This is a genomic window from Streptomyces sp. NPDC020983 (assembly GCF_044333485.1).
GTDB lineage: Bacteria > Actinomycetota > Actinomycetes > Streptomycetales > Streptomycetaceae > Actinacidiphila.
The window spans coordinates 127,566-153,412 of sequence record NZ_JBIRRA010000012.1 but is presented as its reverse complement, the minus strand read 5'-3'; the positions used below and the strand labels follow the sequence as shown (position 1 = coordinate 153,412).

The following is a 25,847-nucleotide window of genomic DNA, read 5'->3' as shown; positions in this document are numbered from 1 at the left end:
GGACACCGCCCGTAGTGTCATGGCCACCTAAATTTTACCGCTGAGCATCTACCCGCATAGAACCCGGGCCGGGACGCTGGTGTGAGCACACCCCCTCACCCTCGACCCCCTAGCCACGGGAGCGCTCAGCCATGTCCGCACACCGTCTCGCCCACCGCGTGGCCGCCACCGCCGGCACCGTCGCGCTCGCCGCGACCGCCCTGCTGGCCGGCGGCGGCAGCGCCTCGGCCGCCCTGCCCACCCCCATCGCCGCCTCCACCGCCCGCACGTACCTCTCCGGAATGCCGGCCACCGCCGAGACGCACGCCTCGACGTACGACCGGAACCTCTTCCCGACCTGGATCACCATCTCGGGCACCTGCGACACCCGCGAGTACGTCCTGAAGCGGGACGGCAGCGGCGTGACGACCGACAGCTCCTGCAAGGCCACGTCCGGCACGTGGAAGAGCGTCTACGACGGTGCGACCACGACCGACCCGTCCACCTTCGACATCGACCACCTGGTGCCGCTCGCCGAGGCCTGGGGCTCCGGCGCCTGGGCCTGGACCACCGCACAGCGGCAGGCCTTCGCCAACGACGTGACGCGCCCGCAGCTGCTGGCCGTCTCCGCGTCCGCCAACCGCTCCAAGGGCGACAGCGACCCGGCCGAGTGGCTCCCCCAGGCCTCGTACCGGTGCACCTACGCGCGCGCCTGGGTGCAGGTCAAGCACTACTACGGCCTCACCGTGGACAGCGCCGAGAAGTCGGAGCTCAGCTCGGTACTGAGCGGCTGCTGACACGCGCGGAAACGTCACGGCTGCCCCGGCGGCGTACCCGGGGCGGGCCGTGGCGCCCGCCGCCGGCGGCCTCACGGCACGAGCACGACCTTGCCGCGGTTCGCCCGGGCCTCGATCACGGCGTGCGCCCGCGCCGCGTCGGCGAGCGCGAACTCCGCGTGCACCGCGGGCCGCAGCGCTCCCGCCGCGAAGAGCCGCCACAGCTCCTCCACCCAGCCCGCGTAGCGCTCCGGCGTGCTCCGGGCCACGCGCGCGATCTGGAAGCCGATCACCGACCTGCCGTCCACCAGCAGGTCGTACGCCTCGATGGTGCCGCCGCCCGAGCTGTACGCGACGAGCCGGCCGCCGGGCGCCAGCGCGCGCACCGCGGGGCCCAGCAACTCCCCGCCGACCGCGTCGAGAACGGCGTCGTAGGGCCCGCCCCAGCCCTCGCCCCCGTACACCGCCACCTCGTCGGCGCCGAGGGAGCGCACGAAGCCCGCCTTCGCCGGGTCGCCCACCGCCCCCACGACGCGCCCCGCGCCCCGCAGCCGGGCGAGCTGCACGGCGAGATGGCCGACACCGCCGGCGGCCGCGGTGACCAGCACCGACTCGCCCTCCGCGAGCCGCGCGGCCTCCAGCACCCCGAGCGCGACCACCCCGCTGCGCACCAGCGCCACCGCGTCCCGCGCCGTCGCGGCGGACGGAATCCGTACCGCCGTCGGGACACCGAGCAGCGCGTAGTCGGCGTAGCCGTGCCCGAAGCAGAGGCCGGTCACGCGGTCGCCAGGCGCGAAACCGGTCACCCCCTCGCCCGCCCGGACGACCTCGCCCGCGATCTCGCCGCCGAGCGCGACGGGCGGGCCGCCCGCGCGCACCTTGCGCACGACGGGGAGCGTGACGCCCACCGCCGCGACCTTCACGAGCAGTTCGCCGGCCGCGGGCTCCGGGACCGGGACCTCCTCCAGGAAGAGCCCGCCGTCCGGCGTGCCGCCGTCCTCGTACCGTATGCGCCGCATGCGTGACCGACCCCCGCCGTCCCGGTGAGTTTTCATTGGAGATCCCAACGATAAGCGCGCGATCATTGGGATGTCCAATGTTTTCTCGTATGCTGCCCGTCATGACGGAGAACCCGCAGGCACCCAGCCGCATCCGCGGCCTGCCCAGCTGGCTGCTCGGACGGGCGGCGGCCCGCGGGCGGGCACTGGTCGCGGAGGCACTCGCGCAGCACGGCATGCGGATGTGGCACCACGTGGTGCTGTCGGCCGTCGCCGACCTCCAGCCCGTCGCGCAGGCCGAGTTGGGCCGGGCTGTCGCGCTCGACCCGAAGGACGTCGTCGGGGTGCTCAACGACCTCCAGGCGGCCGGACTCGTCGTCCGCGCTCCCGATCCGGCGGACCGCCGCAAGAACGCGGTGCGCCTCACGGCCGCGGGCGAAGAGCGCCTGGCCGCCTGCACGGCGGCCGGCCGGGAGGCCAACGACCGGCTGCTGGAACCCCTTTCGGCGGCCGAGCGCGCCCGGTTCCTGGACATGCTGCGGCGCGTCAGCGGCGTGGACTGAGCCCCGGGCGGGACGGCGCACGGCCGCCCCGGCGTCGAACGCCGGGGCGGCCGTGGACGGTTCGGCGACCGGGGTCAGCGCTCCGCGCGCTGACGGCGCCAGGGGCCGGTGATGGCGACCATGATGCCGGGGGTCTGGATGTTGGCGAAGAGCGTGTCGCCGTCGGGCGAGAAGGTCACACCGGTGAACTCGCTGAACTCCGGCTCCTCCTCGGTGCCGATGTTGAGCTCGTTGCGCGCCAGCGGGTAGGTGCGGCCGTCGTCGAGGGCGCCGAACAGGTGCTGCACGCCCTCGCCGTCCTCGGCGATGACCAGGCCGCCGTACGGCGAGACGGTGATGTTGTCCGGGCCGTCGAAGGCCCCGTCCTTCTCCGGCGCGGCGTTGACGCCCAGCAGCACCTTGAGGGTGAGCGTGCGGCGGGCCGGGTCGTAGAACCACACGGCGCCGTCGTGCTGCACCGGGCTCTCCGCGCGCGCGAACGACGACACCACGTACGTGCCGCCGTCCGCCCACCACATGCCCTCCAGCTTGCGGGCCCGGGTGACCTGGCCCTCGGCGAACTGCTTGCGCACCGAGGTGGTCCGCGCGTCGCGGTCCGGGACGTCCACCCAGTCCACGCCGTAGCGGGTGCCGATCACGGTCGCGCGCGACAGGTCGTCGACGAAGTGGCCCTTGGCGTCGAAGCAGCGGAAGGCCTGGAGCACGCCGTCGGTGTCACCGAGCGTCGCGAACCGGCCGCGGCCGTGGTGGAAGCCCTGCGGCGGAGTCCAGCGGTAGAGCAGCCCGTTGGGGTTAGCGGCGTCCTCGGTGAGGTACACGTGGCCACGCTTGGGGTCCACGACGACGGCCTCGTGCGCGTAACGCCCGAGCGCCTTGATCGGCCTGGGGTTGCGGTTGGCGTCCCGGTCGTGCGGGTCGACCTCGAAGACGTAGCCGTGGTCCTTGGTCATGCCGTTCTGGCCGGCCCGGTCCTCGGTCTCCTCGCACGTCAGCCAGGTGCCCCAGGGGGTCGCGCCGCCCGCGCAGTTGGTGGACGTGCCCGCGATGCCGACCCACTCGCTGACCGCGTCCGCGTGCCCCCTGCCGCGCCCGCCCTCGTCGCCGCGCCAGTGCCGGGGCACCTCGACGACCGTGCAGCCGCCCGCGGCCGCGGGGTCGTACACCAGGTCGGCGGCGTGCGGCACCGGGTGCGCGGCCTTCGCCAGCGGGCCGCCGATCTCGTGGTTGTTCACCAGCAGCGTCGCGCCGCGGCTGCCCGCGAAGGCGGCGGTGCCGTCGTGGTTGGAGGGCGTCGTCTCGCCCGACTCCAGCGTCGTCGTCCCCGTACGGGTGACGACGCGGTACGAGAAGCCGGCCGGCAGTGCGAGCAGCCCCGCCGGATCCGCCTGCAGCGGCCCGTACCCCAGCTCCGGGGCGTGGCCGTGGCTGTCCGGCCCCTGGCCGTCGTGGCCGTGCGCGTCCGACGCGAGCGCGCCGGGGGCGGTGGCCAGCACGTCGACGGCACCCGCCAGGGCGATGCCGGCGCCGGTGGCGGCCGAACGGTGAACGAAGTCTCTGCGGCTGAGCGGCACGGTGGTCCCCTTGTCTCGCCTACACGGCGCCCGCGCGCCGCGTTCTGCGTATGCGGCCGCCACGGTTCCCGCCGGGGGCCAACGCCCGGTGAACGCCGGGCGTCCGAGGGGGGTCGGCTCCATGGTGGGACCAAGAATTCGCAAAGGGCGCTTCAAATGCCCGCCCCCACGGCACCATTGCCGCGCCGGGCAGGCACCAGGGGCGCGGCTGCGCCGCGGGGCACCCTCAGGAGCGCGGGGAACGGCGCGGGCAACCCACCACCGGCCGGTGGCCCGGCTCCAACCGGACCGCCCCCGCCGGTCGGCGACGACCTGCGCCCCGGTGGGGGCTTGGCGCGCAGTTCCCCGCGCCCCTGAGGGTTGCCCGGCGGCGCAGCCGCAGCCCTGGAGGCGGGCCCGCGGTGCAGCCGCGGGTGGAGCGGCCCGCCCCCCGGCGCGGAGGTCAGCGGGCGTCGCGCGAGCGGGCCTTGAAGGCGGCCTTGCGGGCCGCCTTCGCGGCGCGGCGGTCCGGGTGGAGCTGGCCCATCGCCTCCAGGACGTCCGCCGTGGCGGGGTGGTCGACGCGCCAGGCCGCGTCGAAGAAGCCGTCGTGCCGGGCGACGAGATCGGCGACCAGCTCGGAGAGCAGCTCGTGGTCGTCGCCCGCGGCGAGCTGCGCGGCGAGGGTGTCGACGGTGAGCCAGTAGACCATGTCCGGGTCGGGCGCCGGGACGTCCGTCGCGCCGCTCTCGGTGAGCCACACGCGGGCGAGGCCGCCGAGCTGCCGGTCGTCGAGGACCTCGCGCAGCGCGGGCTCGGCCTCGGCGCCGACGAGGGTGAGCGTCTGCTGGCACATCAGCCGCCGGGAGGGCGCGCCGTCGTCGTCGCCGCGGGCGGCGGCGAGGAGTTCGCGGGCCGCTTCGGCGGGCTTGCGGTCGGCGAGCCAGCCCTCCGCCTCGGCGCGGGCGAGCTGGTCGGGGTAGCCGGCGAGCGCGTCGAGGAGTTCGGTGCCGGGGGCACCGGCGAGGTCCCCGACGAGGGGGGCGGACGCGCCGGCGTCCAGCAGGAGCTGCCGCAGGCCGTAGAGGCCGAGCGGGGTGAGCCGGACGAGCCCGTAGCGGGAGATCTCGTCGGGATCGAGGTCCCCTGCGGGCTCGGGGAGTCCGGGCTCGTCCTCGTCCTCGATGAGGGCGTCGTCGAGCGGCTGGTAGTCGACGAGGCCGGTCGGGGCGAGCAGCCGGAAGTGGTCGTCGAGCCGCAGCATGACCTCGGTGACCTCTTCGAGGACGGCGTCGCTGGGCTGCTCCATCTCGTCGGGCACGACGAGGGAGGCGGCGAGGACGGGCAGCGGTACGCCGCCCTGCACGGACTCGGTGCCGTCGTCGAGGGCCGCGAGGGTGTAGAGGTTGGCGAGGGCCGTGTCGAGGAAGTCCGCCTCCTCCTCCGGGTCCCAGTCGGGCCGTTCGGCGGGCGGCTCGCCCTCCTCGGCGCCGTAGAGGGTCTCCAGGTCCGGGGCGGCGGCCTCGGCGAGCGCGGATTCGGCGGTGGCGAGCCAGACGTCGAGGACCTCCTGCACGTCACCGGCCGCGACGGCGTCGAAGGACTCGCCCGGCACCGCCCGTCCGGCGGCCTCGCCCTGCGGGGTGGACTCCTCCGCCTCCTCGTCGATGTCCAGGGCGAGCAGCCCGGAGTCGACGGCCGCGGCCCATGCCTGCGCCGTCTCCCCCAGCGTGTCGGGATCCTCCGCGGACAGCCCCAACTGCCCGGCGGCCACGACGAGATCGGCCTCCAGCAGCTCCCCCGTCGCGTCCACCACCCGCTCGGGCGCCGCCCACCGGGCCAGCCGGAGCGCCCTCTCCAGCAGCGGCACGTCCAGCGCCGAGCGGGCGAGGTCACCCGCGGGAAGCAGCCGCACGGGCGGCAGGACGAAAGGACTTGCGGACATCGGGACGGCTCCCCTTCGGCGTTCGGCCACATCTGCGGCGGCGACCCGCACCGCCCTGCTCCCCCTCAGCCTAGGGGGTGCGGCCGCCCGGACCCGCCCTCCCGCCGCGGCCGCGGCGTTCCACGGCCGTTCGGGGGGGCGGGGCCGTGCGAACGGCCGGCGGGTCAGTTGTGGGCGTGCAGGGCCGCGTTCAGTCCGCCCCAGGAGCCGGTGCGCGGCAGGACCTCGACCTTGCCGGTGGTGGAGTTGCGGCGGAAGAGGAGGTTGTCGGCGCCGGACAGCTCGACGGCCTTGACGATCTCGCCGTCCGGGAGCGTGACGCGGGTGCCCGCGGTGACGTACAGGCCGGCCTCCACGACGCAGTCGTCGCCGAGCGCGATGCCGAGGCCCGACTCGGCGCCCAGCAGGCAGCGCTCGCCGACCGAGACGATCTGCGTGCCGCCGCCGGACAGCGTGCCCATGATGGACGCGCCGCCGCCGATGTCCGAGCCGTCGCCGATCACGACGCCCTGCGAGATGCGGCCCTCCACCATCGACGATCCGAGCGTGCCCGCGTTGTAGTTGCAGAAGCCCTCGTGCATCACGGTGGTGCCGGACGCGAGGTGCGCGCCGAGCCGGACGCGGTCGGCGTCGGCGATCCGCACGCCGGACGGGACGACGTAGTCGGTCATGCGCGGGAACTTGTCCACGCCGTACACCGCCAGGTGCAGGCCCTCGGCGCGCGCCGCGAGCCGGGCCGCCTCCAGCCGCGGCACCGGGACGGGACCGATCGACGTCCAGGCGACGTTGGCCAGGACGCCGAAGATTCCTTCCAGATTCTGCTGGTTCGGGCGGACCAGGCGGTGGCTGAGCAGGTGCAGCCGCAGGTACGCGTCGTGCGCGTCGAGGGGCTTGTCGTCCGTGGACGCGATGACGGTGCGGACGGCGACCACCTCGACGCCGCGGCGCGGGTCGGGGCCGAGAGCGGCGGGCGCCGCGCTCCCCAGGGCCTCGGCGGCCTCGTCAGCGGTCAGCCGCGTGGTCCCCGCCGGGCCCGGCTCGCCGGTGAGCTGCGGGGCGGGGTACCAGGTGTCGAGCACGGTGCCGTCGTCGGCGACGGTCGCAAGTCCGACGCCGAAGGCGCCGGAGGCACGGGAGTCATTCATACCCCGACGCTAGCGCCTGCCTTTCCCTTCCCGGCACCCGGCCCGCCGTGACCTGGCCTTCCCGGGCCCTGGCCCCGCCCGCGGGGCTGCCCCTTCCCCGTCGCCGCGGCCGGCCCGCCGCAGCGGCGCAGGCCGCGGCACCCACCGCACGGGGCGGCGCGGCGCCGTCAGGACGCGCCGAAGCGGGTGCGGTACGCCGACGGTGACAGGCCCGTCACCCGGCGGAGCACGTCGCGGAGATGGGCGGCGGTGCCGAGGCCGGCGCGGCGGGCGACGACGTCGAGGCGGCGCTCGCCGCGTTCGATGAGGCGGCAGGCGAGGGCCACGCGCTCACCGGTGAGCCAGGCGAGCGGCGTGGTGCCGAGCTGCGCCCGGAAGCGGCGGTGCAGCGTCGCGGGGCTGACGGCGGCGCGCGCGGCGAGATCGGCGACGGTCAGCGGCGTGTCGAGGCGTTCGAGGGCCCACGCCAGGACGGGTCCGAGCGAGTGGTCGCGCAGCTCGGGCACGGGGCGTTCGACGAACTGGCGCTGGCCGCCGTCCCGGTGCCCGGGGAAGACGAGCCGCCGGCTGACCGCGTTGGCGATCTCCGCCCCGTGGTCGCGGCGGACGAGGTACAGCCCGAGGTCGAGGGCCGCGGCGCTCCCCGCCGCGGTGAGGATGTCGCCGTCGTCGACGTAGAGCACGTCGGGTTCGAGCCGTACCGCGGGGAAGCGGGCGCGGAAGAGGTGGGCCCAGCGCCAGTGCGCGGTGGCGCGGCGCCCGTCGAGGATGCCGGCTTCGGCCATGGTGAAGGCGCCGCTGCAGAAGCCGACGACACGTGCTCCGCGTGCGTGGGCGCGGCGTATCGCGTCGAGCACGGCCGCGGGCCGCGGCGCCTCGACGTCGGGCCGGTTGGGCACGACGAGCGTGTCGGCCGTGTCGGCGGCGGCGAGCCCGCGGACCCCGCCGAGCGTGAAGAAGCCGTCCCGCATGCGGGTGTGCGGCTGGGCCGCGCAGATCGCGAAGTCGTAGAGTTCGCGGCCGAGTTCGGGCCTGGGCAGGCCGAAGATCTCGATGGCGCAGCTGAGTTCGAAGGGGTTGGAGTTCTCGTCGACGAGGACGACGACCCGGTGCGAGGATCCTTGCGGCATGTGCGATTCCTAGCACTGCCGCGGGGGCGCGCGCTGCAGAAGGATGATCCGCATGACGACTGAACCCGTCGCGCTCGCCGCGGCACTCGCCTCTTTCGACGACCTGTGGAGCCCGCGGATCGTCACCCGCGTCAACGACTACGACGTGCGCGTCGCGAAAGTGCAGGGCGTGCACGTGTGGCACGCGCACCACGACACGGACGAGTTGTTCCTGGTCCTGGACGGGGAGCTGCACATCGCGCTGCGCGAGGAGGCGGGCGAGCGCACGGTGGTGCTGCCCCGGGGGTCGGTCTTCACCGTGCCCCGGGGCGTCGAGCACTGCCCGTCCTCCGCGGAGGGGGCGTCGATCATGGTGCTGGAGCCCACCGGCACGCTCACGGTGGGCGACAGCCACGAGGAGGTGCCGGACCACGTGGACGTCACGACCGGCCGCCCCCTCGCCATGTGACGGTCAGTACCGCGCGGCCGGCGGCGTCTCCTGCCACGCCGCCGCCTGCCCGGGCCCGGCTCCCAGGACGGCGCAGCGCAGCCAGTGCTCGCCGGCGGGGAGGCGGGCCAGCAGGGTGGGGATGGCGGTGCGGCGGGCCAGCACGTTGGTGCCGGGGAGGGGGTCGACGACGTGGCCCTCGCGCGGGGCGGTGCCCGGTGCGGGCAGGTCGGCGAGGCCGCTGAGGTCGCCCGCGGGCCCGGCGGCCAGCGCGCGGCCGGGGCCGGTCTCGCGGCGCGTGCCCGTGCCGTCGCGGTCGACGGCGAAGCCGGCTTCCGCGGTGTGCAGGGCGCGCCGGGTGCGGATGCGGTGGGTGCGCAGGTGCCAGGGGCCGGCGGCGGTGAGCCAGGTGGTGATCTCGACGTCGGCCCAGGGCCGCCAGGTGCTGCGGACGGTGCCGTCCTCGACGAGGGCCTCGGGCTCCTCGCACGTCTCGCGCACCCGGAAGTGCACGGGCTCGCCCTCGTCGTCGCTGACGGCGAGCACCGAGTCGTACGCCCCGTGGACCAGGCCGAGGTCGCCTGCCGGGAGGCTGAAGCCGAAGCGGGTGGAGTAGGCGAATTTGGAGTACTTCGCGGGGCCGCCGCGCGCCCAGGTGTTGTGCTGGCGCCCGCTGAGCAGCGTGACGTCCCCGCCGGAGCGGGAGAGGACCGCGCCCGCGGGCGGCTGGACGAGCGTGCCGGGCAGGTCGTCCGGCAGCGGCTGCTCGTCGGCGGTCCAGAAGGGGTCGGCGGCGGGCAGCGCGAGCGGGAGGAAGGCCTTCATCGCCCAGTACGGGGACGCGGGCCCGTTGTACTGCTCGGCCACGGCGGGCTGCGGGTAGCCGTAGCCGATGCTCAGCAGCCCGTCCGGCGCGATGTCGGCCGAGCGGCCGCGCCACCAGCGCACGTGCCGCATCAGCAGGCCCTTGACCTCGCCCGCGGGCAGCGCGTCGGAGCCGGAGTAGGCCAGGGCGCCCCAGAAGGAGCCCTGCGCGAAGCGGTAGACGAGGCTGCGCCCGAACGGCACGGCGGAGCCGTCGTCGGCGAACCAGTGCCGGAAGCCCCGGGCGAACTCGCCGGCCCGCTGCCGGAAGCGGGCGGTGCGGGCGGCGTCCTCACCGCCGGCGAGGGCGGCGTAGACGAGGCCGTAGAAGTGCATGGCCCAGGGGATGTAGTAGTCGCGCTGCGGGGTGGGGCCGTCGGCGTACCAGCCGTCGTCGAGCGCGTAGGTCTCCAGCCGGTCGAGGCGGGCGTACCGGGCGTCGCGGTCGTGGGCGTAGCCGACCCGGTCCAGGCCGAGCGAGACCATGACGGGGAAGAAGTTCCAGTTGTTGTCCGGGGTGCGGGCGTCGACGAAACGGGCGAGCCAGGCGCCCGCACGGTCCTTCTCGGCGCCGCTGAGCGGGTCCCAGAGCTTGTCGGGGGCGAGGGCGAGCGCGAAGCCGAGGGCCGCGGACTCCACCGTGCGCTGGTCGATGTCCTGCGGCTCGCCCCAGTACTCGGGGTGTGCGGGGTCGGTGCCCGCGGCGAGGCCGCGCGCCCACAGCGCCCAGTGCGCGAAGTCGCCGCCGCCCGCGGCGAGCGGGGCCAGGCCCCACAGCGGGCGGGCGTAGCCCTCGAAGTCGGCGGCGGTGTCGGGGTGGTGCGCGATGTTGACCCCGAGCCGGATCCGGGCCCCGCCCGGAGCGGCGTAGGGCGGCAGCGCGTCCGCCAGCTCCCGCGCGTAGTCCTGCATCTCTGCGCGTGCCGACGCGCCGCCCGTACCGCCGCCCATGCTGACCGCCGCTCCCGACATCGATGTTGCGACAACTTTCGCAACCGCTTCCGCCCACGTCAACGCCCTGCGGGGAGCGCGTGGGCACCTCCGCGGTTTCGCCGCCCCCGCGCACCCGGGAACGCGCTGAAACCGCGCTGAATCCGGGGGGCGGCAAGGTCTGCGGCAACGACGGCGAGGGCCCCCGCGGGGGCGGCGGAAGGGGGGCACGAACTGTGACCGGACTGCGAACGATCCGTCGGCACGCGGCGGCCTTCGGGCGCTTCGCGGGGCTCGGCACCGCGGTCACCCTGGCGGCCTCGACGGCCCTGGTCCTGCTGTCGCACCGGATCCCGTGGATGGCGGCGAACGCGCTGACGACGGTGGTCTCCACCGTGCTCGCCACCGAGCTGCACGCCCGTGTCTCGTTCGGCCACGGCCGACCCGGCGTGGCCGTCCACCTCAAGAGCGCGGCCACCATGGCCGCCGGCTGGCTGGCCACGTCCGCGGCGGCCGGCTCGCTGGCCCTGCTCCGGCCCGGCGCGGGGGTCGTGCTCCAGCAGGCGGTGTACCTGTCGGCCACCGCGCTCGTCGGGATCGGCCGCTACCTCGTGCTGCGGCTGGCGGTGTTCGCGGACCGCGCCCCCGGGGTCCCCGCCGGGGACACCGGGTCGCGGGCCGCCTACGGCGCGGTGGCGTGACGGGGACGCGGCCGCGGGACTCCGGGTACGCACGAGGGGCGGGAACGCTCACCCGGCGGGCGCGGCGGGCTCAGACGTTGAAGCCCAGGGCGCGCAGCTGCTCGCGGCCGTCGTCGGTGATCTTCTCCGGGCCCCACGGCGGCATCCAGACCCAGTTGATCTTCAGGTCGGCGACGATGCCCTCGGTCGCCGTCTGGGCCTGCTCCTCGATCACGTCGGTGAGCGGGCAGGCGGCGGACGTGAGGGTCATGTCCAGGGTCGCGACGTTGGAGTCGTCGACGTGGATGCCGTAGATGAGGCCCAGGTTGACCACGTCGATGCCCAGCTCGGGGTCGACGACGTCGTACAGCGCCTCGCGGATCTCTTCCTCGGAGGCCGGCTTCAGCGCGACCTCGGTGCCGTCAGTCATGCGGTCTCCTCGGGGGTGGTGCCGGACAGGGCCTGCGCCGTGGCGTCCTTCCAGGCCATCCAGCTCAGCAGCGCGCACTTGACCCGCGCCGGGTACTTCGAGACGCCGGCGAACGCGACCGCGTCCTCCAGCACCTCCTCCATCGCGTCGTCCGGCTCGATCTGGCCGCGGGACTGCATCAGCTCCAGGAAGGTCTCCTGGATCTTCCGCGCCTCGGCCAGCTCCTTGCCGACCAGCAGGTCGTTGAGGACGGACGCGCTGGCCTGGCTGATGGAGCAGCCCTGGCCCTCGTACGAGACGTCGCCGACGACGTCGCCGTCCATCCGCACCCGCAGGGTGATCTCGTCACCGCAGGTCGGGTTGACGTGGTGCACCTCGGCCTGGCCGTCGCGCAGCCCGCGGCCGTGCGGGTGCTTGTAGTGGTCCAGGATCACGTCCTGGTACATCGAGTCCAGCTTCACAGCAGCACCGCCATCACCCGAAGAAGTTCCGGACCTGCTCCAGCCCGTCGACCAGGGCGTCGACCTCGGCCGGGGTGGAGTACAGATAGAACGACGCTCGCGTGGTCGCCGGAATTCCGTAGCGCAGGCACACCGGCCGTGCGCAGTGGTGGCCGACCCGGACGGCGATGCCGTGCTCGTCGAGCACCTGGCCCACGTCGTGCGGGTGGATGTCGCCGAGCGTGAAGGAGATCGCCGAGCCCCGGTCCTGTGCGGTGTCGGGGCCGATGATCCGCAGCGACGGCACCTCGCGCAGCCGTTCCAGCGCGTACTCGGTGATCGCGTGCTCGTGCGCGGCGATCTTGTCCATGCCGATCGCGCTGAGGTAGTCCACGGCCGCGCCGAGCCCGATGGCCTGGGCGATCGGCGGGGTGCCGGCCTCGAACTTGTGCGGCGCGGGCGCGTAGGTGGAGGAGTGCATCGAGACGGTCTCGATCATCTCGCCGCCGCCGAGGAAGGGCGGCAGGTCCTCCAGCAGCTCCTGGCGGCCCCACAGCACGCCGATGCCGGTCGGGCCGACCATCTTGTGGCCGGTGAAGGCCACGAAGTCGGCGCCGAGCGCCTGCACGTCCAGCGCCATGTGCGGGGCGGCCTGCGAGGCGTCGATGAGCACGAGCGCGCCGACGTCCTGGGCGCGGCGCACGATGGCCTCGACCGGGTTGACGGTGCCGAGGATGTTGGACACCAGCACGAAGGAGACGATCTTCGTCTTCTCGGTGATGACCTGCTCGATGTCGGACAGGTCGAGCCGGCCGTCGTCGGTGAGGCCGAACCACTTCAGCGTCGCGCCGGTGCGCTGCGAGAGCAGCTGCCACGGAACGATGTTGGAGTGGTGCTCCATCTCGGTGATGACGATCTCGGTGTCCCGGTCGACCCGGTACGGCTCGTCCGCCCAGCCGAGCATGTTCGCGACCAGGTTGAGCGACTCGGAGGCGTTCTTGGTGAAGATCACCTCGTCGCGGCTGGGCGCGTTGACGAAGGCGGCGACCTTGTCGCGCGCGCCCTCGTACAGCGCGGTGGCCTCCTCGGCGAGCACGTGCACGCCGCGGTGGACGTTGGCGTTGGACCGCTCGTAGTACGCGTTCAGCACGTCGAGCACCTGGCGCGGCTTCTGCGAGGTCGCCGCGTTGTCCAGGTACACGAGCTTCTTGCCGTCGTGGACGACCCGGTCGAGTGCCGGGAAGTCCTTGCGGATCGCCTCGGTGTCGAGGAGGCCGGGCAGGGGCCGCCGGGTCGGCGGAGGGAGTGTCACGCTGCAGCGCCACCCTTCACGTAGGACTCGTAGCCCTCTTCCTCCAGCTTGTCGGCCAGCTCGGCGCCACCGGACTCGGCGATGCGGCCGGCCGCGAAGACGTGGACGAAGTCGGGCTTGATGTACCGGAGGATGCGCGTGTAGTGGGTGATCAGCAGCGTGCCGACCTCCCCGGACTCGCGGACCCGGTTGACGCCCTCGGAGACGATCCGCAGCGCGTCCACGTCCAGGCCGGAGTCGGTCTCGTCGAGGATCGCGATGTGCGGCTTGAGCAGCTCCAGCTGCAGGATCTCGTGGCGCTTCTTCTCACCGCCGGAGAAGCCCTCGTTGACGTTCCGCTCGGCGAAGGAGGGGTCCATCTGGAGCCGCTCCATCGTCTCCCTGACCTCCTTGACCCACGTGCGCAGCTTGGGGGCCTCGCCGCGGATGGCGGTCGCGGAGGTGCGCAGGAAGTTGGAGACGGAGACGCCGGGGACCTCGACCGGGTACTGCATGGCCAGGAAGAGGCCGGCGCGGGCGCGCTCGTCGACGCTCATCGCGAGGACGTCCTCGCCGTCGAGGGTGACGGTGCCGCCGGTGATCGTGTACTTGGGGTGGCCCGCGAGCGAGTACGCGAGGGTGGACTTGCCGGAGCCGTTGGGACCCATGATCGCGTGGGTCTCCCCCTGCTTCACGGTCAGGTCGACGCCCTTGAGGATCTCCTTGGTGGAGTTGTCGGCCTCGACGGTGACGTGCAGGTCGTGGATTTCAAGCGTGGCCATGGGTGACTCAGGACTCCTGGGTGACGGAGACGAGCACGTCGTCCCCAACGATCTTGACGGGGTATACGGGCACGGGCCGCGTGGCGGGCAGCCCGGAGGGCTTGCCGGTGCGCAGGTCGAAACGGGACCCGTGCAGCCAGCACTCGATCTGGCAGTCCTCGACCTCGCCCTCGGAGAGCGAGACGTTGGCGTGCGAGCAGATGTCGTGGATGGCGTAGACGTCGCCGCCGGTGGAGACCACGGACACCGGGGTGCCGTCGACCTCGACCCGGCGGGGGACGTCCTCCTCCAGCTCGGCGAGCTTGCAGACGGCGACGTACGCCTCGGTGGCGGTCATCCGACGGACGCCTCCAGCTCCGCGTCGATCTTCGCCATCAGCCGCTCCTCCAGATCGGCCAGGCCGATCTGCTGGACCAGCTCGCCGAAGAAGCCGCGCACCACCAGGCGGCGCGCCTCCTGGCTGCGGATGCCGCGGGACTGGAGGTAGAAGAGCTGCTCGTCGTCGAAGCGGCCGGTCGCGGAGGCGTGGCCGGCGCCGACGATCTCGCCGGTCTCGATCTCCAGGTTCGGCACCGAGTCGACGCGGGCGCCGTCGGTGAGCACCAGGTTGCGGTTGAGCTCGTAGGTGTCGGTGCCCTCGGCGGCGGCCCGGATGAGCACGTCGCCGATCCACACCGCGTGCGCGTCCTGGCCCTGGAGGGCGCCCTTGTAGGCGACGTTGGACCGGCAGTGCGGGGTGTCGTGGTCGATGAAGAGCCGGTGCTCCTGGTGCTGGCCCTCGTCGGTGAAGTACAGCCCGTAGAGCTCCGCCTCGCCGCCGGGGGCGCCGTAGACGACCCGCGGGTGGAGGCGGACGACGTCGCCGCCGAAGGTCACGACGACGGACTTGAAGCCGGCGTCGCGGCCGAGGAGCGCGGTGTGCTGGGCGGCGTGCACGGCGGTGTCGTCCCAGTCCTGCACGGACACCACGGTGAGCTTGGCGCCGTCGCCGACCAGGTACTCGACGTTGGCGGCGAAGGTGGTGTCGCCGGTGTGGTCGATGACGACCACGGCCTCGGAGAAGGCGCCGACCTCGACGACCTGGTGGCCGAAGGCCGTGCCGCCCTCGCCGTGGACGGCGATCCTGACCGGCTCGGTCAGGACCGTGTCCTTGGGGATGCTGACGACCGAGGCCTTCTCGAAGGAACTGAACGCCTGCGCGGCGACCCGGTCGACGGGCTTGCCGGCGCGGCCGACCCGCGGGTCGGTGCGGTCCACGGTCTGCACCGTGACACCTTCGGGCGCGGTCACCTCGACGCGCAGGGCGCCGGTGGCCTCGGCGGTGCCGTCGTGCAGCCCGCGCAGCCGTTCCAGCGGAGTGAAACGCCACTCCTCCTCGCGGCCGTGCGGCACCGGGAAGTCGGCCACGTCGTAGGACGGGGCCGCGCTGACCCGGGCGTCGGCGGGCTGTCCCACCGTGATGGCACCGTCCGTGGTGCTGCCCGCAGGGGTGATGTCAGCCATGGCTAGTCGTACAGCTCTCTTTCGGGAGGAACTCGGGAACGTCGTCGGTGGGGTGCGGGGGCGGGCCGGCCGTCAGCCGACGGCGCCTTCCATCTGCAGCTCGATCAGCCGGTTCAGCTCCAGGGCGTACTCCATCGGCAGCTCCTTCGCGATCGGCTCGACGAAGCCGCGCACGATCATCGCCATGGCCTCGAACTCGGTCAGGCCGCGGCTCATGAGGTAGAAGAGCTGGTCGTCGGAGACCTTGGAGACGGTCGCCTCGTGGCCCATCGACACGTCGTCCTCGCGGACGTCGACGTACGGGTAGGTGTCCGAACGCGAGACGGTGTCGATCAGCAGCGCGTCGCACAGCACGTTGGACTTCGATCCCGCCGAGCCCTCACCGATCTCGATGAGGCCGCGGTAGGAGGTGCGGCCGCCGCCGCGCGCCACCGACTTCGACACGATGTTGGAGGACGTGTTGGGCGCCATGTGCACCATCTTGGCGCCGGCGTCCTGGTGCTGGCCCTCGCCGGCGAACGCGATGGACAGCGTCTCGCCCTTGGCGTGCTCGCCCATCAGGTAGACGGCCGGGTACTTCATGGTGACCTTGGAGCCGATGTTGCCGTCGACCCACTCCATGGTCGCGCCCTCGTAGGCGACGGCGCGCTTGGTCACCAGGTTGTAGACGTTGTTCGACCAGTTCTGGATCGTCGTGTAGCGGCAGCGGCCGCCCTTCTTCACGATGATCTCGACGACGGCCGAGTGCAGCGAGTCGGACTTGTAGATCGGCGCGGTGCAGCCCTCGACGTAGTGGACGTACGCGTCCTCGTCGACGATGATCAGCGTCCGCTCGAACTGGCCCATGTTCTCGGTGTTGATGCGGAAGTAGGCCTGGAGCGGGATGTCGACGTGCACGCCCTTGGGGACGTAGATGAACGACCCGCCGGACCACACCGCGGTGTTCAGCGACGCGAACTTGTTGTCACCGGCCGGGATGACCGTGCCGAAGTACTCCTGGAACAGCTCCGGGTGCTCGCGCAGCGCCGTGTCGGTGTCCAGGAAGATGACGCCCTGGCTCTCCAGGTCCTCGCGGATCTGGTGGTAGACCACCTCGGACTCGTACTGCGCGGCGACACCGGCGACCAGGCGCTGCTTCTCCGCCTCCGGGATGCCGAGCTTGTCGTAGGTGTTCCTGATGTCCTCGGGCAGGTCCTCCCAGGACTCGGCCTGCTTCTCCGTGGACCGCACGAAGTACTTGATGTTGTCGAAGTCGATGCCCGACAGGTCCGAGCCCCACGTGGGCATGGGCTTCTTGCCGAACAGCCGCAGGCCCTTGAGCCGCAGCTTCAGCATCCACTCCGGCTCGCCCTTCTTCGCGGAGATGTCCCGGACCACGTCCTCGGACAGGCCGCGCCGTGCGGACGCGCCCGCGATGTCGGAGTCGGCCCAGCCGTACTCGTAGTTGCCGATGCCTTCCAGCTCCGGGTGAGTGGTCTCCGTGGGAGCAGTCATGCGGGGTTCCTCCCGGACGTGCGGGCTGTTGCCTGATCGGTGTGGGTCTGCGGTGCGGCGGCGGGGGCCGCCTGGCCCTGCGGATTCTGCGGGGCCTGCGGGGCCCTGGGCACGAAGGTCGTGCACACGCCGTCGCCGTGGGCGATGGTGGCCAGCCGCTGGACATGGGTCCCGAGCAGCCGGGAGAAGACTTCCGCCTCCGCCTCGCACAGCTCGGGGAACTGCTCGGCCGTGTGGGCGACCGGGCAGTGGTGCTGGCACAGCTGCTCCCCGGCGGGGCCGGAGTCGCTGTTGGTCGTGGTGGTGGTCGCCGCGTAGCCGTCCGCGGACAGCGCGCGGGCCAGCGCCCGGGTGCGGTCCTCGGGGGCCGCGGCCTCGACGGCGGCGCGGTAGCGCTCGGCCTGCGCGGCCACACGGGCCCGGGCGAAGGCCGACACGGCGGCCTGCCCCTCGGCCCCGCCGCCGGCGGTCTCGGCGATCCAGCGCAGTGCGTCGGCCGCGAGGGCGTCGTAGGCCTGGTCGAAGGCGTCCCGGCCGCAGTCGGTGAGGGCGAAGACCCTGGCCGGACGGCCGCGGCCGCGCTGGCCGTAGACCCGCCGCTCGCGGGGCTCCACCACGTTCTCCGCGACGAGCGCGTCGAGGTGGCGGCGGACGGCGGCCTGCGTGAGGCCCAGCCGCTGCGCGAGGTCGGCGGCGGTGGACGGCCCGTGGTCCAGGATGGAGCGGGCGACCCGGTTGCGGGTGCGCCGCTCCCCGGTCGTCTGCTCCTCCGCCGCCCCCTGAGCGGCACCACCGACGTATTTCACAAAGACATTGTTGCGTAATTCGTCAGGCCCCGGCAAGCCGCCCCGGCACCGGGCGCGGTGTGCTGCATCACTTAGGGTCACCTAATTCCGCCCCGCGGCCGGATCCGCTCCCGCGGCTCCCTAGACTCGTCCCATGCGAAACGCGTCCGGGGTCCCTGCTGTCGAGGTGGCCGGTCTGGTCAAGCGGTACGGGGCCAGGGCCGCGGTCGACGGTCTCGACCTCGTGGTGCCGCGCGGCTCGGTGACCGCCGTGCTCGGCCCCAACGGCGCGGGCAAGACCACCACCGTCGAGGTGTGCGAAGGCTACCGCCGCCCGGACTCCGGAAGCGTACGCGTCCTCGGACTCGACCCCGTCACCGAGGGGGCCGCGCTGCGGCCGCGGATCGGCGTGATGCTCCAGTCCGGCGGCGTCTACCCCGGCGCCCGCGCCGAGGAGATGCTCCGGCACACCGCCGCGCTGCACGCCCGTCCGGTGGATCCGGCGCTGCTCATCGAGCGGCTCGGCCTGGAGTCCTGCGGCCGCACCGCCTACCGCCGGCTGTCCGGCGGCCAGCAGCAGCGGCTCGCCCTCGCCATGGCCGTCGTCGGCCGCCCCGAGCTGGTCTTCCTCGACGAGCCCACCGCGGGCCTGGACCCGCAGGCCCGCCGCGCCACCTGGGACCTGGTGCGCGAGCTGCGCGCCGACGGCGTGAGCGTCGTCCTGACCACCCACTTCATGGACGAGGCCGAGCAGCTCGCCGACCAGGTCGTCATCATCGACGCCGGCCGCGCGATAGCCCGCGGCACCCCCGAGGAGCTGTGCCGCGGCGGCGCCGAGGGCACCCTGCGCTTCACCGGCCGCCCCGGCCTGGACCTCGGCTCGCTGCTCAAGGCGCTGCCCGACGGCACCGCCGCCGCCGAGCTGGGGCCCGGCAGCTACCGCGTCGAGGGCCACGTCGACCCGCAGCTGCTGGCCACCGTCACCTCCTGGTGCGCCCAGCACGGCGTCCTGCCCGAGGGCCTCGCGGTCGAGCGGCGCACCCTGGAGGACGTCTTCTTGGAACTGACCGGCAGGGAGCTGCGCGGATGACCGCCACCACGAGCACCACGGACACCGCACCGGACGCCCCGCACGCCGGCATGTTCGCACCGCGTCCCGGCCCCGCCGCCACCGCCGCGATGATCCGCGCGCAGGCCGTGCTGGAGACGAAGATGCTGCTGCGCAACGGCGAGCAGCTGCTGCTCACCGTCGTGATCCCGGCGCTGCTGCTGCTCGTCTTCTCCTCCGTCGACGTCGTCGACACCGGTGCGGGCAGGTCCGTCGACTTCCTCACCCCCGGCGTCCTCGCGCTCGCGGTGCTCTCCACCGCCTTCACCGGCCAGGCGATCGCCACCGGCTTCGAGCGGCGCTACGGGGTGCTCAAGCGCCTCGGCGCCTCCCCGCTGCCGCGCTGGGCGCTGCTGGCCGCCAAGACCTGCTCGGTGCTGGTCACCGAGATCCTCCAGATCGTGCTGCTGACGGTGATCGCCTTCGCGCTGGGCTGGTCCCCGCACGGCAACCCGCTCGCCGTCGTCGTGCTGCTGCTGCTCGGCACCGCCGCCTTCTCCGGCCTCGGCCTGCTCATGGCGGGCACGCTGCGGGCGGAGGCCACCCTGGCCGCCGCCAACCTGGTCTTCCTCCTGCTGCTCATCGGCGGCGGGGTCGTCGTGCCGATGGAGAAGTTCTCCGGCCCCGTGCAGTCCGTGCTCCAGCTGCTGCCGGTGTCGGCCCTCTCGGACGGCCTGCGCGACGTCCTGCGGGACGGCGCCGCGACACCCTGGGCCGACCTCGGCATCCTCGCCGTCTGGGCCGTGGCCGGGACGGCGGCGGCGAGCCGCTTCTTCCGCTGGGAGTAGCCGCCGCGGGCCCCCTCGTGAAAACACGCACAAGGAGGCGCCTACCATGGCTTCGTGCCGAAGCTGCCCGAAATCGCGCGAAACCCGCTCGCCTTCATCGCCGCCAGGTGGACCCCGGACCCCGTGACGGTCCGCCGGGCGACCCTGGCCGCCCTGGTGATGTCCGTGGTCATCGTGATCACCGGCGGCGCGGTCCGGCTGTCCGCCTCCGGCCTGGGCTGCCCGACGTGGCCCACGTGCAGCGGCGACAGCCTGCTCGGAAACCGCGAGATGGGCATCCACCACGCCATCGAGATCAGCAACCGCATGCTGACCTACGTGATGTGCGCCGCGGTCGGCTGGGCGATCGTCGCCGTCCGCGCGATGGAGCCCCGCCGCACCGGCCTCTACCGGCTCGCGTGGGCGCAGTTCTGGGTCGTCGCCGGCAACGCGGTGTGGGGCGGCCTGACCGTCCTCACCAAGCTCAACCCGTACGTCGTCTCGCTGCACTTCCTGCTGACCGCCGCCCTCATCACGGTGGCCGTCCTGACCTGGCAGCGCGCCGCGGAGGGCGACGCCCCGCCCCGCCCCCTGGTCGGCAAGCCGGTACGCCAGCTGGGCCTGGTGCTCGCGGGCGCGTCCGCCGTCCTCGTCGCCGTGGGCACCCTCGTCACGGGCGCGGGCCCGCACCCCGGCGACACGAGCGGCAAGTACAGGCTCCAGCGCATCGACGTCGACTGGCGGACCATCGCCCAGCTGCACGCCGACTTCGCCTGGGTCGTCGTGGGCCTGACCGTGGCCCTCTGGTTCGTCCTGCGCGCCGTCGACGCCCCCCGGGGCCCCCAGCGCCGCGTCACCGAACTCTTCGCCGTCCTCATGGCCCAGGCCGTGATCGGCTACGTCCAGTACTTCACCCACCTCCCCCCGGTCCTCGTCGACCTCCACATGTTCGGCGCGTGCCTCATCTGGATCGCGGTGCTGCGCGTCCTCCTCGCGATGCGCGAACGCCCCGTCTCCGAGCCGGGTGCGGCCCCCGCCCCGTCCGCACCGCAGCCCGCCGAGGCCGAGGCCGAGGCCAGCCTCCTGGGCTGACGCCTCTCCCGCCCCGCACGGCAGGCCCCACCGGCGGGAGCACCGCGCGAAGGGCGCCCCGGAGCGCGGCCTCACCCGGCCGGCAGGCCGAAGACGCGCCGGGCGTTCCCCGCACGGACCAGCGCGGCGACGCGCCCCGCGTCGGAGGCGGACCACTCCCCCGCCGCGACCCGCGCCGCGGCGAGGGCGTCCAGCTCCGCCGAGAACCCCCGCGCCGCCGCGACGTACAGCTCGGCCAGTCCCACCGCGCCGCCGGCGTAGAGCACCTTGCCGAAGGGCGCGCAGCCGAGCACGGGGCCCGGATCCCCGCGCACCCCCACGTAGACGTGCGCCAGCTCCTCCGCGAAGCGCGCCGCGGCGGCCCCGTGGGCGGGCCCCGGCAGCAGCACGAGATCGGCGCCCTCCCCCGCGGTGGCCCGCAGGAACCCGGCGGCCGCGGCCGGCCCCGGCCCCTCCTGGCGGTGCCGCAGCACGAGCGGCAGGCCCTCCGCCACCGCCTGCCACGCGAGGTGCCGCAGCATCAGCGGCTCCGCCGGGCGTGAGCCCACCCGGCGGGAGGCCAGCCACCGGGCGGCGGCGTTCCGCAGCTCCGCGGGCGGCGGCGGCCCGGACGCGGCGCCGGGCCCGCCGCCCAGCCCCTCCGCCGCGCAGGCGAACCCCACCGCGCCCAGCGCGGCGCCCCGCACGGACTCGGCGAGATTGGCCAGAAAGCCCCCTGCCGTGCCGGAGGTGTCGGCCACCTGCTGGGCCAGCTGCTCCAGCCGCACGATCTCGTACGCGGCCGCGCCGCCCGCCGCCCCCAGCTCCCCGGGCGGCACCAGGTCGCCGGGCTCCCCGGTGTCGACGAGGTACGTGCCGATGCCGGTGCCGCGCAGCAGCCGCCGTACGGACTCGTACGCGCCCAGCTCGCGGCGCCTGGCCAGATACCGTGCCGGGGAGCAGTGCGGTTCGAGGCCCAGCAGGGGCGGGCACCAGCGGCGTACGGCGAAACCGGCGGGGCTGTCGAAGAGCGTGGTGAACGGCGCTGCGGCGCCCGGCAGCCACGTCTCGAAGGCGCCGATGCCGAGCTCGGCGGGGTGCACCCCGTGGCCGTACGCGTCCACCAGGTGCCCCCGCTGGAGCGCCCGCGCCCCGGCCATCGCCGCCCCCTCGCCGCCTGCCCGCCCGCCATGACCCCGTCATGGTCCTCACGGCAGGTGACAGCGTCAGGTGCCGGACCCGCCGCCGATCTGAATTCCGGCCATCCTGCGCCACTCGTACGGCCCGGTCCTCACACGGCCCGCGAGCTCGCCCCCGAAGTCCTCCGCCAGGGTGAGCCCGGCGGCGGTGACCGCCTCGCGGGCGGCCTCGTACCCGGGCGCGACGAGGTCGCCCCAGGCACCGTCCTGCCCGACCAGCACGATCCGCGCGCCGCGCGCGCCGATGTACTCCACGGTGGCCTCGGCGCCCCCGTGCCTTTGCGCGAAGCGCGCCGCCTGCCGGGCGAGCCGCGCCGTCCCTCTGCTCTCAGCCATGCGGCACATGCTACTCGCCGGTAGCAACTTCTGGCCCTCCCCCTTCCCCAGGGAGAGCGCGCGTTTCCCGGGGCGCGGGCCGGACACCGGCCCGCGGGGTCTCCCGGTCCGGTCCGGACCACCGCCCAGTCCCCGGCACCCCCGGAAGTCACTCGCCCGGCGCAGCCGCAGCAGCCGCAGCCGGCAAACGCCGCGGCGGCGGGAGGGGTCAGTGGAGGAAGGGGTCGACCGCCACGGCGACGAAGAGCAGCGTGGCGTACGTGATCGACCAGTGGAACAGCCGCATCTCCTTCAGCTTCGGCCCGGTCACACCGGCCTTCGCCCGCGAGTGCAGCGCGTGCGCCTCCTTCAGCCAGAAGCCGCCGAGCAGGACCGCCACCACGGGGTAGAACCAGGACGTCTCGCCCAGCGGCCACCACAGGGTGAGGGAGGTCAGGACCATGACCCAGCTGTAGATCACGATCTGCCGGGCCACGACCTGGTTGCCCGCGACGACGGGGAGCATCGGGACGCCGACGCGCTCGTAGTCGTCCTTGACCTTCATGGACAGCGGCCAGTAGTGCGGCGGCGTCCAGAAGAAGAGGACGAGGAAGAGCACGAAGGGCGCCCAGCCGAGCTCGTTGCGCACGGCGGACCAGCCGATGAAGACCTGGAGGCAGCCGGCGACCCCGCCCCAGACGATGTTCTGGGCCGTGCGGCGCTTCAGGCCGAGGGTGTAGACGAAGACGTAGTAGAGGATCGCGGTGAGCGACAGCCCCGCGGACAGCGGGTTGACCAGGAGCGCGAACCAGACCGTGGAGACCACGGCGAGGGTGATGCCGAAGACCAGGCCCTCGCGCGGCGAGACGAGCCCGGTGACGAGCGGCCGCTGCTCCGTGCGGTGCATCATCGCGTCGATGTCGCGGTCGATGTACATGTTGAGCGCGTTGGCGCCGCCCGCGGAGAGGTAGCCGCCGATCATGGTGGCGACCACGAGCCACAGGTCGGGCACCCCGCCGGCGGCCAGGAACATGACCGGAACCGTCGTGATGAGCAGCAGCTCGATGATCCGCGGTTTCGTCAGTGCCACGAACCCCATGACACGGGCCGGAAGCGGCCGATGCACGGGGCCTGTCGCGATGACCCCCGCGGGTCGGGTTTCGACGGCCGTCACGAACACCCCAAGGAGATGAGTCCAGCAGGCCGGCGGACACCTGGCCCCGCCTGCTGCACCAGCGGGCCGGCCACGGTGCGGCCTGCGCGTACCACGCCACTCTAGACGTAGGGAATACCCCGTCTGCTTCCGGGGTCGGTCGTGTTGCCCGGGCGGGGCCGCGGTCGCGGATCGGCGCCCGTTATCGGGCGTTCCTCCCGGCTTCTCCGACGTTCGTACGTGGTTCCTACGCCGCCCAACCAGGGCATATGAACACTCACCGGTATTCGGGAGGCGAACGCGGGCGTACGGGGGCAGGATCGAAATGGTGAGCGCGCTCGGCGGTAGGCTCAGCGGCGTCGGGTAGGCACACGTCACCGGCGCGTTCGACATTGTTGAGAGGAGCCCTGACCCAGGGTGAGCAAGCAGCCGACCACCGCAGACCTTGACTGGACCGAACTGGACCGGCGGGCCGTTGACACCGCCCGAGTCCTGGCCGCCGACGCCGTGCAGAAGGTCGGCAACGGCCACCCCGGCACCGCGATGAGCCTGGCCCCGGCCGCGTACCTGCTCTTCCAGAAGGTGATGCGGCACGACCCCGCCGACGCCGACTGGACGGGCCGCGACCGCTTCGTGCTGTCCGCGGGCCACAGCAGCCTCACGCTCTACACCCAGCTCTACCTGGCCGGCTACGGCCTGGAGCTGGCGGACCTGGAGGCCTTCCGGACGTGGGGTTCGCGGACCCCCGGCCACCCGGAGTACGGCCACACCACCGGCGTGGAGACCACCACCGGGCCGCTGGGCCAGGGTGTCGCCAACGCGGTGGGCATGGCGATGGCCGCCCGCTACGAGCGCGGCCTGTTCGACCCGGACGCCGCCCCCGGCACCTCGCCGTTCGACCACACCATCTGGGCGATCGCCGGCGACGGCTGCCTCCAGGAGGGCATCTCCGCGGAGGCGTCCTCGCTGGCCGGGCACCAGAAGCTGGGCAACCTGGTGCTGCTGTGGGACGACAACCACATCTCGATCGAGGGCGACACCGAGACCGCGGTCTCCGAGGACACCCTCAAGCGCTACGAGGCGTACGGCTGGCACGTGCAGCGCGTCGCGCCGCTGGAGAACGGCGACCTCGACCCGGAGGGGCTGTACGCCGCGCTGCTGGCCGCCAAGGCGGAGACGGAGCGGCCGTCCTTCATCGCGATGCGCTCGATCATCGCCTGGCCCGCGCCGCACGCGCAGAACACCGAGGCCGCGCACGGCTCGGCGCTCGGCGAGGACGAGGTGCGCGCCACCAAGGAGGTGCTCGGCTTCGACCCCGACCGGCACTTCGCGGTCGAGGACGAGGTGATCGCCCACACCCGCGCGGTCGGTGAGCGCGGGCGCGAGGCCCGGGCCGAGTGGGAGAAGTCCTTCGCCGCCTGGCGCACCGCCAACCCGGAGCGCGCGGCGACCTTCGACCGGGTCGCGGCGGCCGAGCTGCCCGCGGGCTGGGAGGACCACCTGCCGGTGTTCGAGACCGGCACGTCGGTCGCCACCCGTGCGGCGTCCGGCAAGGTGCTGGAGGCGCTCGGCGCGGTCGTGCCCGAGCTGTGGGGCGGCTCGGCCGACCTCGCGGGCTCGAACAACACCACGATCGACAAGACCTCGTCGTTCCTGCCGGCCGGCAACCCGCTGCCGGAGGCCCAGCCGTACGGCCGCACGATCCACTTCGGCATCCGCGAGCACTCGATGGCCGCCGAGATGAACGGCATCACGCTGCACGGCAACACCCGCGTCTACGGCGGGACGTTCCTGGTCTTCTCCGACTACATGCGCAACGCGGTGCGGCTGTCGGCGCTCATGCACCTGCCGGTGACGTACGTGTGGACGCACGACTCGATCGGCCTCGGCGAGGACGGCCCGACGCACCAGCCGGTCGAGCACCTGGCCTCGCTGCGCGCCATCCCGGGCCTGAACGTGGTGCGCCCGGCGGACGCCAACGAGACGGTCGTGGCGTGGCGGGAGATCCAGAAGCGCTGGACGAAGGAGTTCGGCAAGGGCGCGCCGCACGGCCTGGCGCTCAGCCGGCAGGGCCTGCCGACGTACGACCGCAACGACGACGCGGCGCGCGGCGGCTACGTGCTCTTCGAGGCCGAGGGCGGCCCCGCGCAGGTGATCCTGATCGCCACCGGTTCCGAGGTGCAGCTCGCCGTGGGCGCGCGCGAGGAGCTCCAGGCGGCCGGCATCCCGACCCGTGTGGTGTCGATGCCGTGCGTGGAGTGGTTCGAGGAGCAGGACGAGGCGTACCGGGACGGCGTGCTGCCGCCCTCGGTGAAGGCCCGGGTCGCGGTCGAGGCCGGCATCGCGCTGACCTGGTACCGCTACGTGGGCGACGCGGGACGCGTGGTGAGCCTGGAGCACTTCGGTGCCTCGGCGAGCGCGGGCGTGCTCTTCCGCGAGTTCGGGTTCACCGCGGAGGCGGTGGCCGCAGCGGCCCGGGAATCTCTCGCCGCCGCAGATCGCTGACGCAGGTAACACGACAC

At 73.6% G+C, this 25,847-nt stretch carries 25 protein-coding genes; 8 read left to right on the top strand and 17 right to left on the bottom strand.

Annotated elements, in window-relative coordinates:
* The first annotated feature begins 131 nt into the window (after window positions 1-131).
* Complete coding sequence (locus ACH4SE_RS26125; protein WP_398545904.1) at window positions 132-776, top strand: HNH endonuclease family protein; 645 nt, start codon at window positions 132-134, stop codon at window positions 774-776.
* Between the two features lie 71 nt (window positions 777-847).
* Here the strand turns inward: ACH4SE_RS26125 and ACH4SE_RS26120 are convergent, their stop codons facing one another.
* The gene (locus ACH4SE_RS26120) at window positions 848-1,774 is read right to left on the bottom strand and encodes a zinc-binding alcohol dehydrogenase family protein (protein ID WP_398545903.1); all 927 of its coding nucleotides are present in this window, start codon (window positions 1,772-1,774) and stop codon (window positions 848-850) included.
* Window positions 1,775-1,875: 101 nt separating this feature from the next.
* Here ACH4SE_RS26120 and ACH4SE_RS26115 point away from each other — a divergent pair, with 101 nt between their 5' ends.
* Window positions 1,876-2,316, top strand: a complete 441-nt coding sequence (locus ACH4SE_RS26115) for a MarR family winged helix-turn-helix transcriptional regulator (RefSeq protein ID WP_398545902.1) — start codon at window positions 1,876-1,878, stop codon at window positions 2,314-2,316.
* A 74-nt stretch (window positions 2,317-2,390) separates the two neighbouring features.
* Here the strand turns inward: ACH4SE_RS26115 and ACH4SE_RS26110 are convergent, their stop codons facing one another.
* From ACH4SE_RS26110 to ACH4SE_RS26095, 4 genes are all read right to left on the bottom strand, one after another.
* Window positions 2,391-3,887 carry an alkaline phosphatase PhoX gene (locus ACH4SE_RS26110; protein ID WP_398545901.1) on the bottom strand — a complete coding sequence of 499 codons (1,497 nt, stop codon included), beginning with the start codon at window positions 3,885-3,887 and terminating at the stop codon, window positions 2,391-2,393.
* 442 nt (window positions 3,888-4,329) lie between these two features.
* Window positions 4,330-5,811 (bottom strand): hypothetical protein, encoded by a 1,482-nt coding sequence (locus ACH4SE_RS26105; protein WP_398545900.1) that lies wholly within the window; start codon window positions 5,809-5,811, stop codon window positions 4,330-4,332.
* A 164-nt stretch (window positions 5,812-5,975) separates the two neighbouring features.
* Entirely contained in the window at window positions 5,976-6,956 is a 981-nt protein-coding gene (gene dapD / locus ACH4SE_RS26100) for a 2,3,4,5-tetrahydropyridine-2,6-dicarboxylate N-succinyltransferase (RefSeq protein WP_398545899.1), read from the bottom strand.
* Window positions 6,957-7,123: 167 nt separating this feature from the next.
* Window positions 7,124-8,086 carry a helix-turn-helix domain-containing protein gene (locus ACH4SE_RS26095; RefSeq protein ID WP_398545898.1) on the bottom strand — a complete coding sequence of 321 codons (963 nt, stop codon included), beginning with the start codon at window positions 8,084-8,086 and terminating at the stop codon, window positions 7,124-7,126.
* A 52-nt stretch (window positions 8,087-8,138) separates the two neighbouring features.
* Here ACH4SE_RS26095 and ACH4SE_RS26090 point away from each other — a divergent pair, with 52 nt between their 5' ends.
* On the top strand, window positions 8,139-8,534 hold the full coding sequence (locus ACH4SE_RS26090) for a cupin domain-containing protein (protein WP_398545897.1): 396 nt from the start codon (window positions 8,139-8,141) through the stop codon (window positions 8,532-8,534).
* Between the two features lie 3 nt (window positions 8,535-8,537).
* On the opposite strand, the gene ACH4SE_RS26085 is transcribed toward ACH4SE_RS26090, so the two are convergent.
* Window positions 8,538-10,349 (bottom strand): DUF2264 domain-containing protein, encoded by a 1,812-nt coding sequence (locus ACH4SE_RS26085; RefSeq protein ID WP_398545896.1) that lies wholly within the window; start codon window positions 10,347-10,349, stop codon window positions 8,538-8,540.
* A gap of 194 nt (window positions 10,350-10,543) precedes the next feature.
* Here ACH4SE_RS26085 and ACH4SE_RS26080 point away from each other — a divergent pair, with 194 nt between their 5' ends.
* Window positions 10,544-11,008: a hypothetical protein gene (locus ACH4SE_RS26080; protein ID WP_398545895.1), complete on the top strand. Its 465-nt coding sequence runs from the start codon at window positions 10,544-10,546 to the stop codon at window positions 11,006-11,008.
* Between the two features lie 70 nt (window positions 11,009-11,078).
* Here the strand turns inward: ACH4SE_RS26080 and ACH4SE_RS26075 are convergent, their stop codons facing one another.
* The 8 genes from ACH4SE_RS26075 to ACH4SE_RS26040 all read right to left on the bottom strand — a co-directional run bounded on the left by ACH4SE_RS26075 (window position 11,079) and on the right by ACH4SE_RS26040 (window position 17,733).
* Window positions 11,079-11,417, bottom strand: coding sequence for a metal-sulfur cluster assembly factor (locus ACH4SE_RS26075; protein ID WP_031520951.1), 339 nt, complete (start codon window positions 11,415-11,417; stop codon window positions 11,079-11,081).
* Complete coding sequence (gene sufU, locus ACH4SE_RS26070) at window positions 11,414-11,878, bottom strand: Fe-S cluster assembly sulfur transfer protein SufU (RefSeq protein ID WP_398545894.1); 465 nt, start codon at window positions 11,876-11,878, stop codon at window positions 11,414-11,416. The genes ACH4SE_RS26075 and sufU overlap by 4 nt, the downstream gene beginning before the upstream one ends.
* 13 nt (window positions 11,879-11,891) lie before the next feature.
* Window positions 11,892-13,139 (bottom strand): cysteine desulfurase, encoded by a 1,248-nt coding sequence (locus ACH4SE_RS26065; RefSeq protein WP_398545997.1) that lies wholly within the window; start codon window positions 13,137-13,139, stop codon window positions 11,892-11,894.
* 26 nt (window positions 13,140-13,165) lie between these two features.
* The gene (gene sufC, locus ACH4SE_RS26060; RefSeq protein ID WP_398545893.1) at window positions 13,166-13,930 is read right to left on the bottom strand and encodes a Fe-S cluster assembly ATPase SufC; all 765 of its coding nucleotides are present in this window, start codon (window positions 13,928-13,930) and stop codon (window positions 13,166-13,168) included.
* Window positions 13,931-13,937: 7 nt separating this feature from the next.
* Window positions 13,938-14,267 carry a non-heme iron oxygenase ferredoxin subunit gene (locus ACH4SE_RS26055; protein WP_398545892.1) on the bottom strand — a complete coding sequence of 110 codons (330 nt, stop codon included), beginning with the start codon at window positions 14,265-14,267 and terminating at the stop codon, window positions 13,938-13,940.
* Window positions 14,264-15,433 carry a Fe-S cluster assembly protein SufD gene (gene sufD, locus ACH4SE_RS26050; RefSeq protein WP_398545891.1) on the bottom strand — a complete coding sequence of 390 codons (1,170 nt, stop codon included), beginning with the start codon at window positions 15,431-15,433 and terminating at the stop codon, window positions 14,264-14,266. Before sufD ends, ACH4SE_RS26055 begins: the two co-directional genes overlap by 4 nt.
* A gap of 72 nt (window positions 15,434-15,505) precedes the next feature.
* Window positions 15,506-16,927 carry a Fe-S cluster assembly protein SufB gene (gene sufB, locus ACH4SE_RS26045; protein WP_398545890.1) on the bottom strand — a complete coding sequence of 474 codons (1,422 nt, stop codon included), beginning with the start codon at window positions 16,925-16,927 and terminating at the stop codon, window positions 15,506-15,508.
* Window positions 16,924-17,733 carry a helix-turn-helix transcriptional regulator gene (locus ACH4SE_RS26040; RefSeq protein WP_398545889.1) on the bottom strand — a complete coding sequence of 270 codons (810 nt, stop codon included), beginning with the start codon at window positions 17,731-17,733 and terminating at the stop codon, window positions 16,924-16,926. Before ACH4SE_RS26040 ends, sufB begins: the two co-directional genes overlap by 4 nt.
* 133 nt (window positions 17,734-17,866) lie before the next feature.
* On the opposite strand from ACH4SE_RS26040, the gene ACH4SE_RS26035 reads away from it, so the two are divergent.
* From ACH4SE_RS26035 to ACH4SE_RS26025, 3 genes are read left to right on the top strand one after another with little or no spacing between them, the layout of a single operon-like run.
* Entirely contained in the window at window positions 17,867-18,802 is a 936-nt protein-coding gene (locus tag ACH4SE_RS26035) for an ABC transporter ATP-binding protein (protein WP_398545888.1), read from the top strand.
* A complete protein-coding gene (locus tag ACH4SE_RS26030) occupies window positions 18,799-19,608 on the top strand; it encodes an ABC transporter permease (RefSeq protein WP_398545887.1) in 810 nt (269 codons plus the stop codon). Before ACH4SE_RS26035 ends, ACH4SE_RS26030 begins: the two co-directional genes overlap by 4 nt.
* A gap of 54 nt (window positions 19,609-19,662) precedes the next feature.
* Entirely contained in the window at window positions 19,663-20,679 is a 1,017-nt protein-coding gene (locus tag ACH4SE_RS26025) for a heme A synthase (RefSeq protein WP_398545886.1), read from the top strand.
* Window positions 20,680-20,750: 71 nt separating this feature from the next.
* Here ACH4SE_RS26025 and ACH4SE_RS26020 read toward each other — a convergent pair whose 3' ends face one another.
* The 3 genes from ACH4SE_RS26020 to ACH4SE_RS26010 form a co-directional block, all read right to left on the bottom strand.
* The gene (locus ACH4SE_RS26020) at window positions 20,751-21,818 is read right to left on the bottom strand and encodes an amidohydrolase (protein WP_398545885.1); all 1,068 of its coding nucleotides are present in this window, start codon (window positions 21,816-21,818) and stop codon (window positions 20,751-20,753) included.
* Window positions 21,819-21,884: 66 nt separating this feature from the next.
* Entirely contained in the window at window positions 21,885-22,193 is a 309-nt protein-coding gene (locus tag ACH4SE_RS26015; protein WP_398545884.1) for a hypothetical protein, read from the bottom strand.
* 208 nt (window positions 22,194-22,401) lie between these two features.
* Complete coding sequence (locus ACH4SE_RS26010; RefSeq protein ID WP_398545883.1) at window positions 22,402-23,346, bottom strand: heme o synthase; 945 nt, start codon at window positions 23,344-23,346, stop codon at window positions 22,402-22,404.
* Window positions 23,347-23,742: 396 nt separating this feature from the next.
* Between ACH4SE_RS26010 and tkt the strand changes: the two genes are divergently transcribed.
* Entirely contained in the window at window positions 23,743-25,830 is a 2,088-nt protein-coding gene (tkt, locus tag ACH4SE_RS26005; protein WP_398545882.1) for a transketolase, read from the top strand.
* The last annotated feature ends 17 nt before the right edge of the window (window positions 25,831-25,847 follow it).

Bases quoted from the DNA above. Each gene is read 5' to 3' on its own strand.
- ACH4SE_RS26125 (WP_398545904.1), top strand. From the start codon at position 132: ATGTCCGCACACCGTCTCGCCCACCGCGTGGCCGCCACCGCCGGCACC.
- ACH4SE_RS26120 (WP_398545903.1), bottom strand. From the start codon at position 1,774: ATGCGGCGCATACGGTACGAGGACGGCGGCACGCCGGACGGCGGGCTC.
- ACH4SE_RS26115 (WP_398545902.1), top strand. From the start codon at position 1,876: ATGACGGAGAACCCGCAGGCACCCAGCCGCATCCGCGGCCTGCCCAGC.
- ACH4SE_RS26105 (WP_398545900.1), bottom strand. From the start codon at position 5,811: ATGTCCGCAAGTCCTTTCGTCCTGCCGCCCGTGCGGCTGCTTCCCGCG.
- dapD (WP_398545899.1), bottom strand. From the start codon at position 6,956: ATGAATGACTCCCGTGCCTCCGGCGCCTTCGGCGTCGGACTTGCGACC.
- ACH4SE_RS26095 (WP_398545898.1), bottom strand. From the start codon at position 8,086: ATGCCGCAAGGATCCTCGCACCGGGTCGTCGTCCTCGTCGACGAGAAC.
- ACH4SE_RS26090 (WP_398545897.1), top strand. From the start codon at position 8,139: ATGACGACTGAACCCGTCGCGCTCGCCGCGGCACTCGCCTCTTTCGAC.
- ACH4SE_RS26085 (WP_398545896.1), bottom strand. From the start codon at position 10,349: ATGTCGGGAGCGGCGGTCAGCATGGGCGGCGGTACGGGCGGCGCGTCG.
- ACH4SE_RS26075 (WP_031520951.1), bottom strand. From the start codon at position 11,417: ATGACTGACGGCACCGAGGTCGCGCTGAAGCCGGCCTCCGAGGAAGAG.
- sufC (WP_398545893.1), bottom strand. From the start codon at position 13,930: ATGGCCACGCTTGAAATCCACGACCTGCACGTCACCGTCGAGGCCGAC.
- ACH4SE_RS26055 (WP_398545892.1), bottom strand. From the start codon at position 14,267: ATGACCGCCACCGAGGCGTACGTCGCCGTCTGCAAGCTCGCCGAGCTG.
- sufD (WP_398545891.1), bottom strand. From the start codon at position 15,433: ATGGCTGACATCACCCCTGCGGGCAGCACCACGGACGGTGCCATCACG.
- sufB (WP_398545890.1), bottom strand. From the start codon at position 16,927: ATGACTGCTCCCACGGAGACCACTCACCCGGAGCTGGAAGGCATCGGC.
- ACH4SE_RS26035 (WP_398545888.1), top strand. From the start codon at position 17,867: ATGCGAAACGCGTCCGGGGTCCCTGCTGTCGAGGTGGCCGGTCTGGTC.
- ACH4SE_RS26030 (WP_398545887.1), top strand. From the start codon at position 18,799: ATGACCGCCACCACGAGCACCACGGACACCGCACCGGACGCCCCGCAC.
- ACH4SE_RS26020 (WP_398545885.1), bottom strand. From the start codon at position 21,818: ATGGCCGGGGCGCGGGCGCTCCAGCGGGGGCACCTGGTGGACGCGTAC.
- ACH4SE_RS26015 (WP_398545884.1), bottom strand. From the start codon at position 22,193: ATGGCTGAGAGCAGAGGGACGGCGCGGCTCGCCCGGCAGGCGGCGCGC.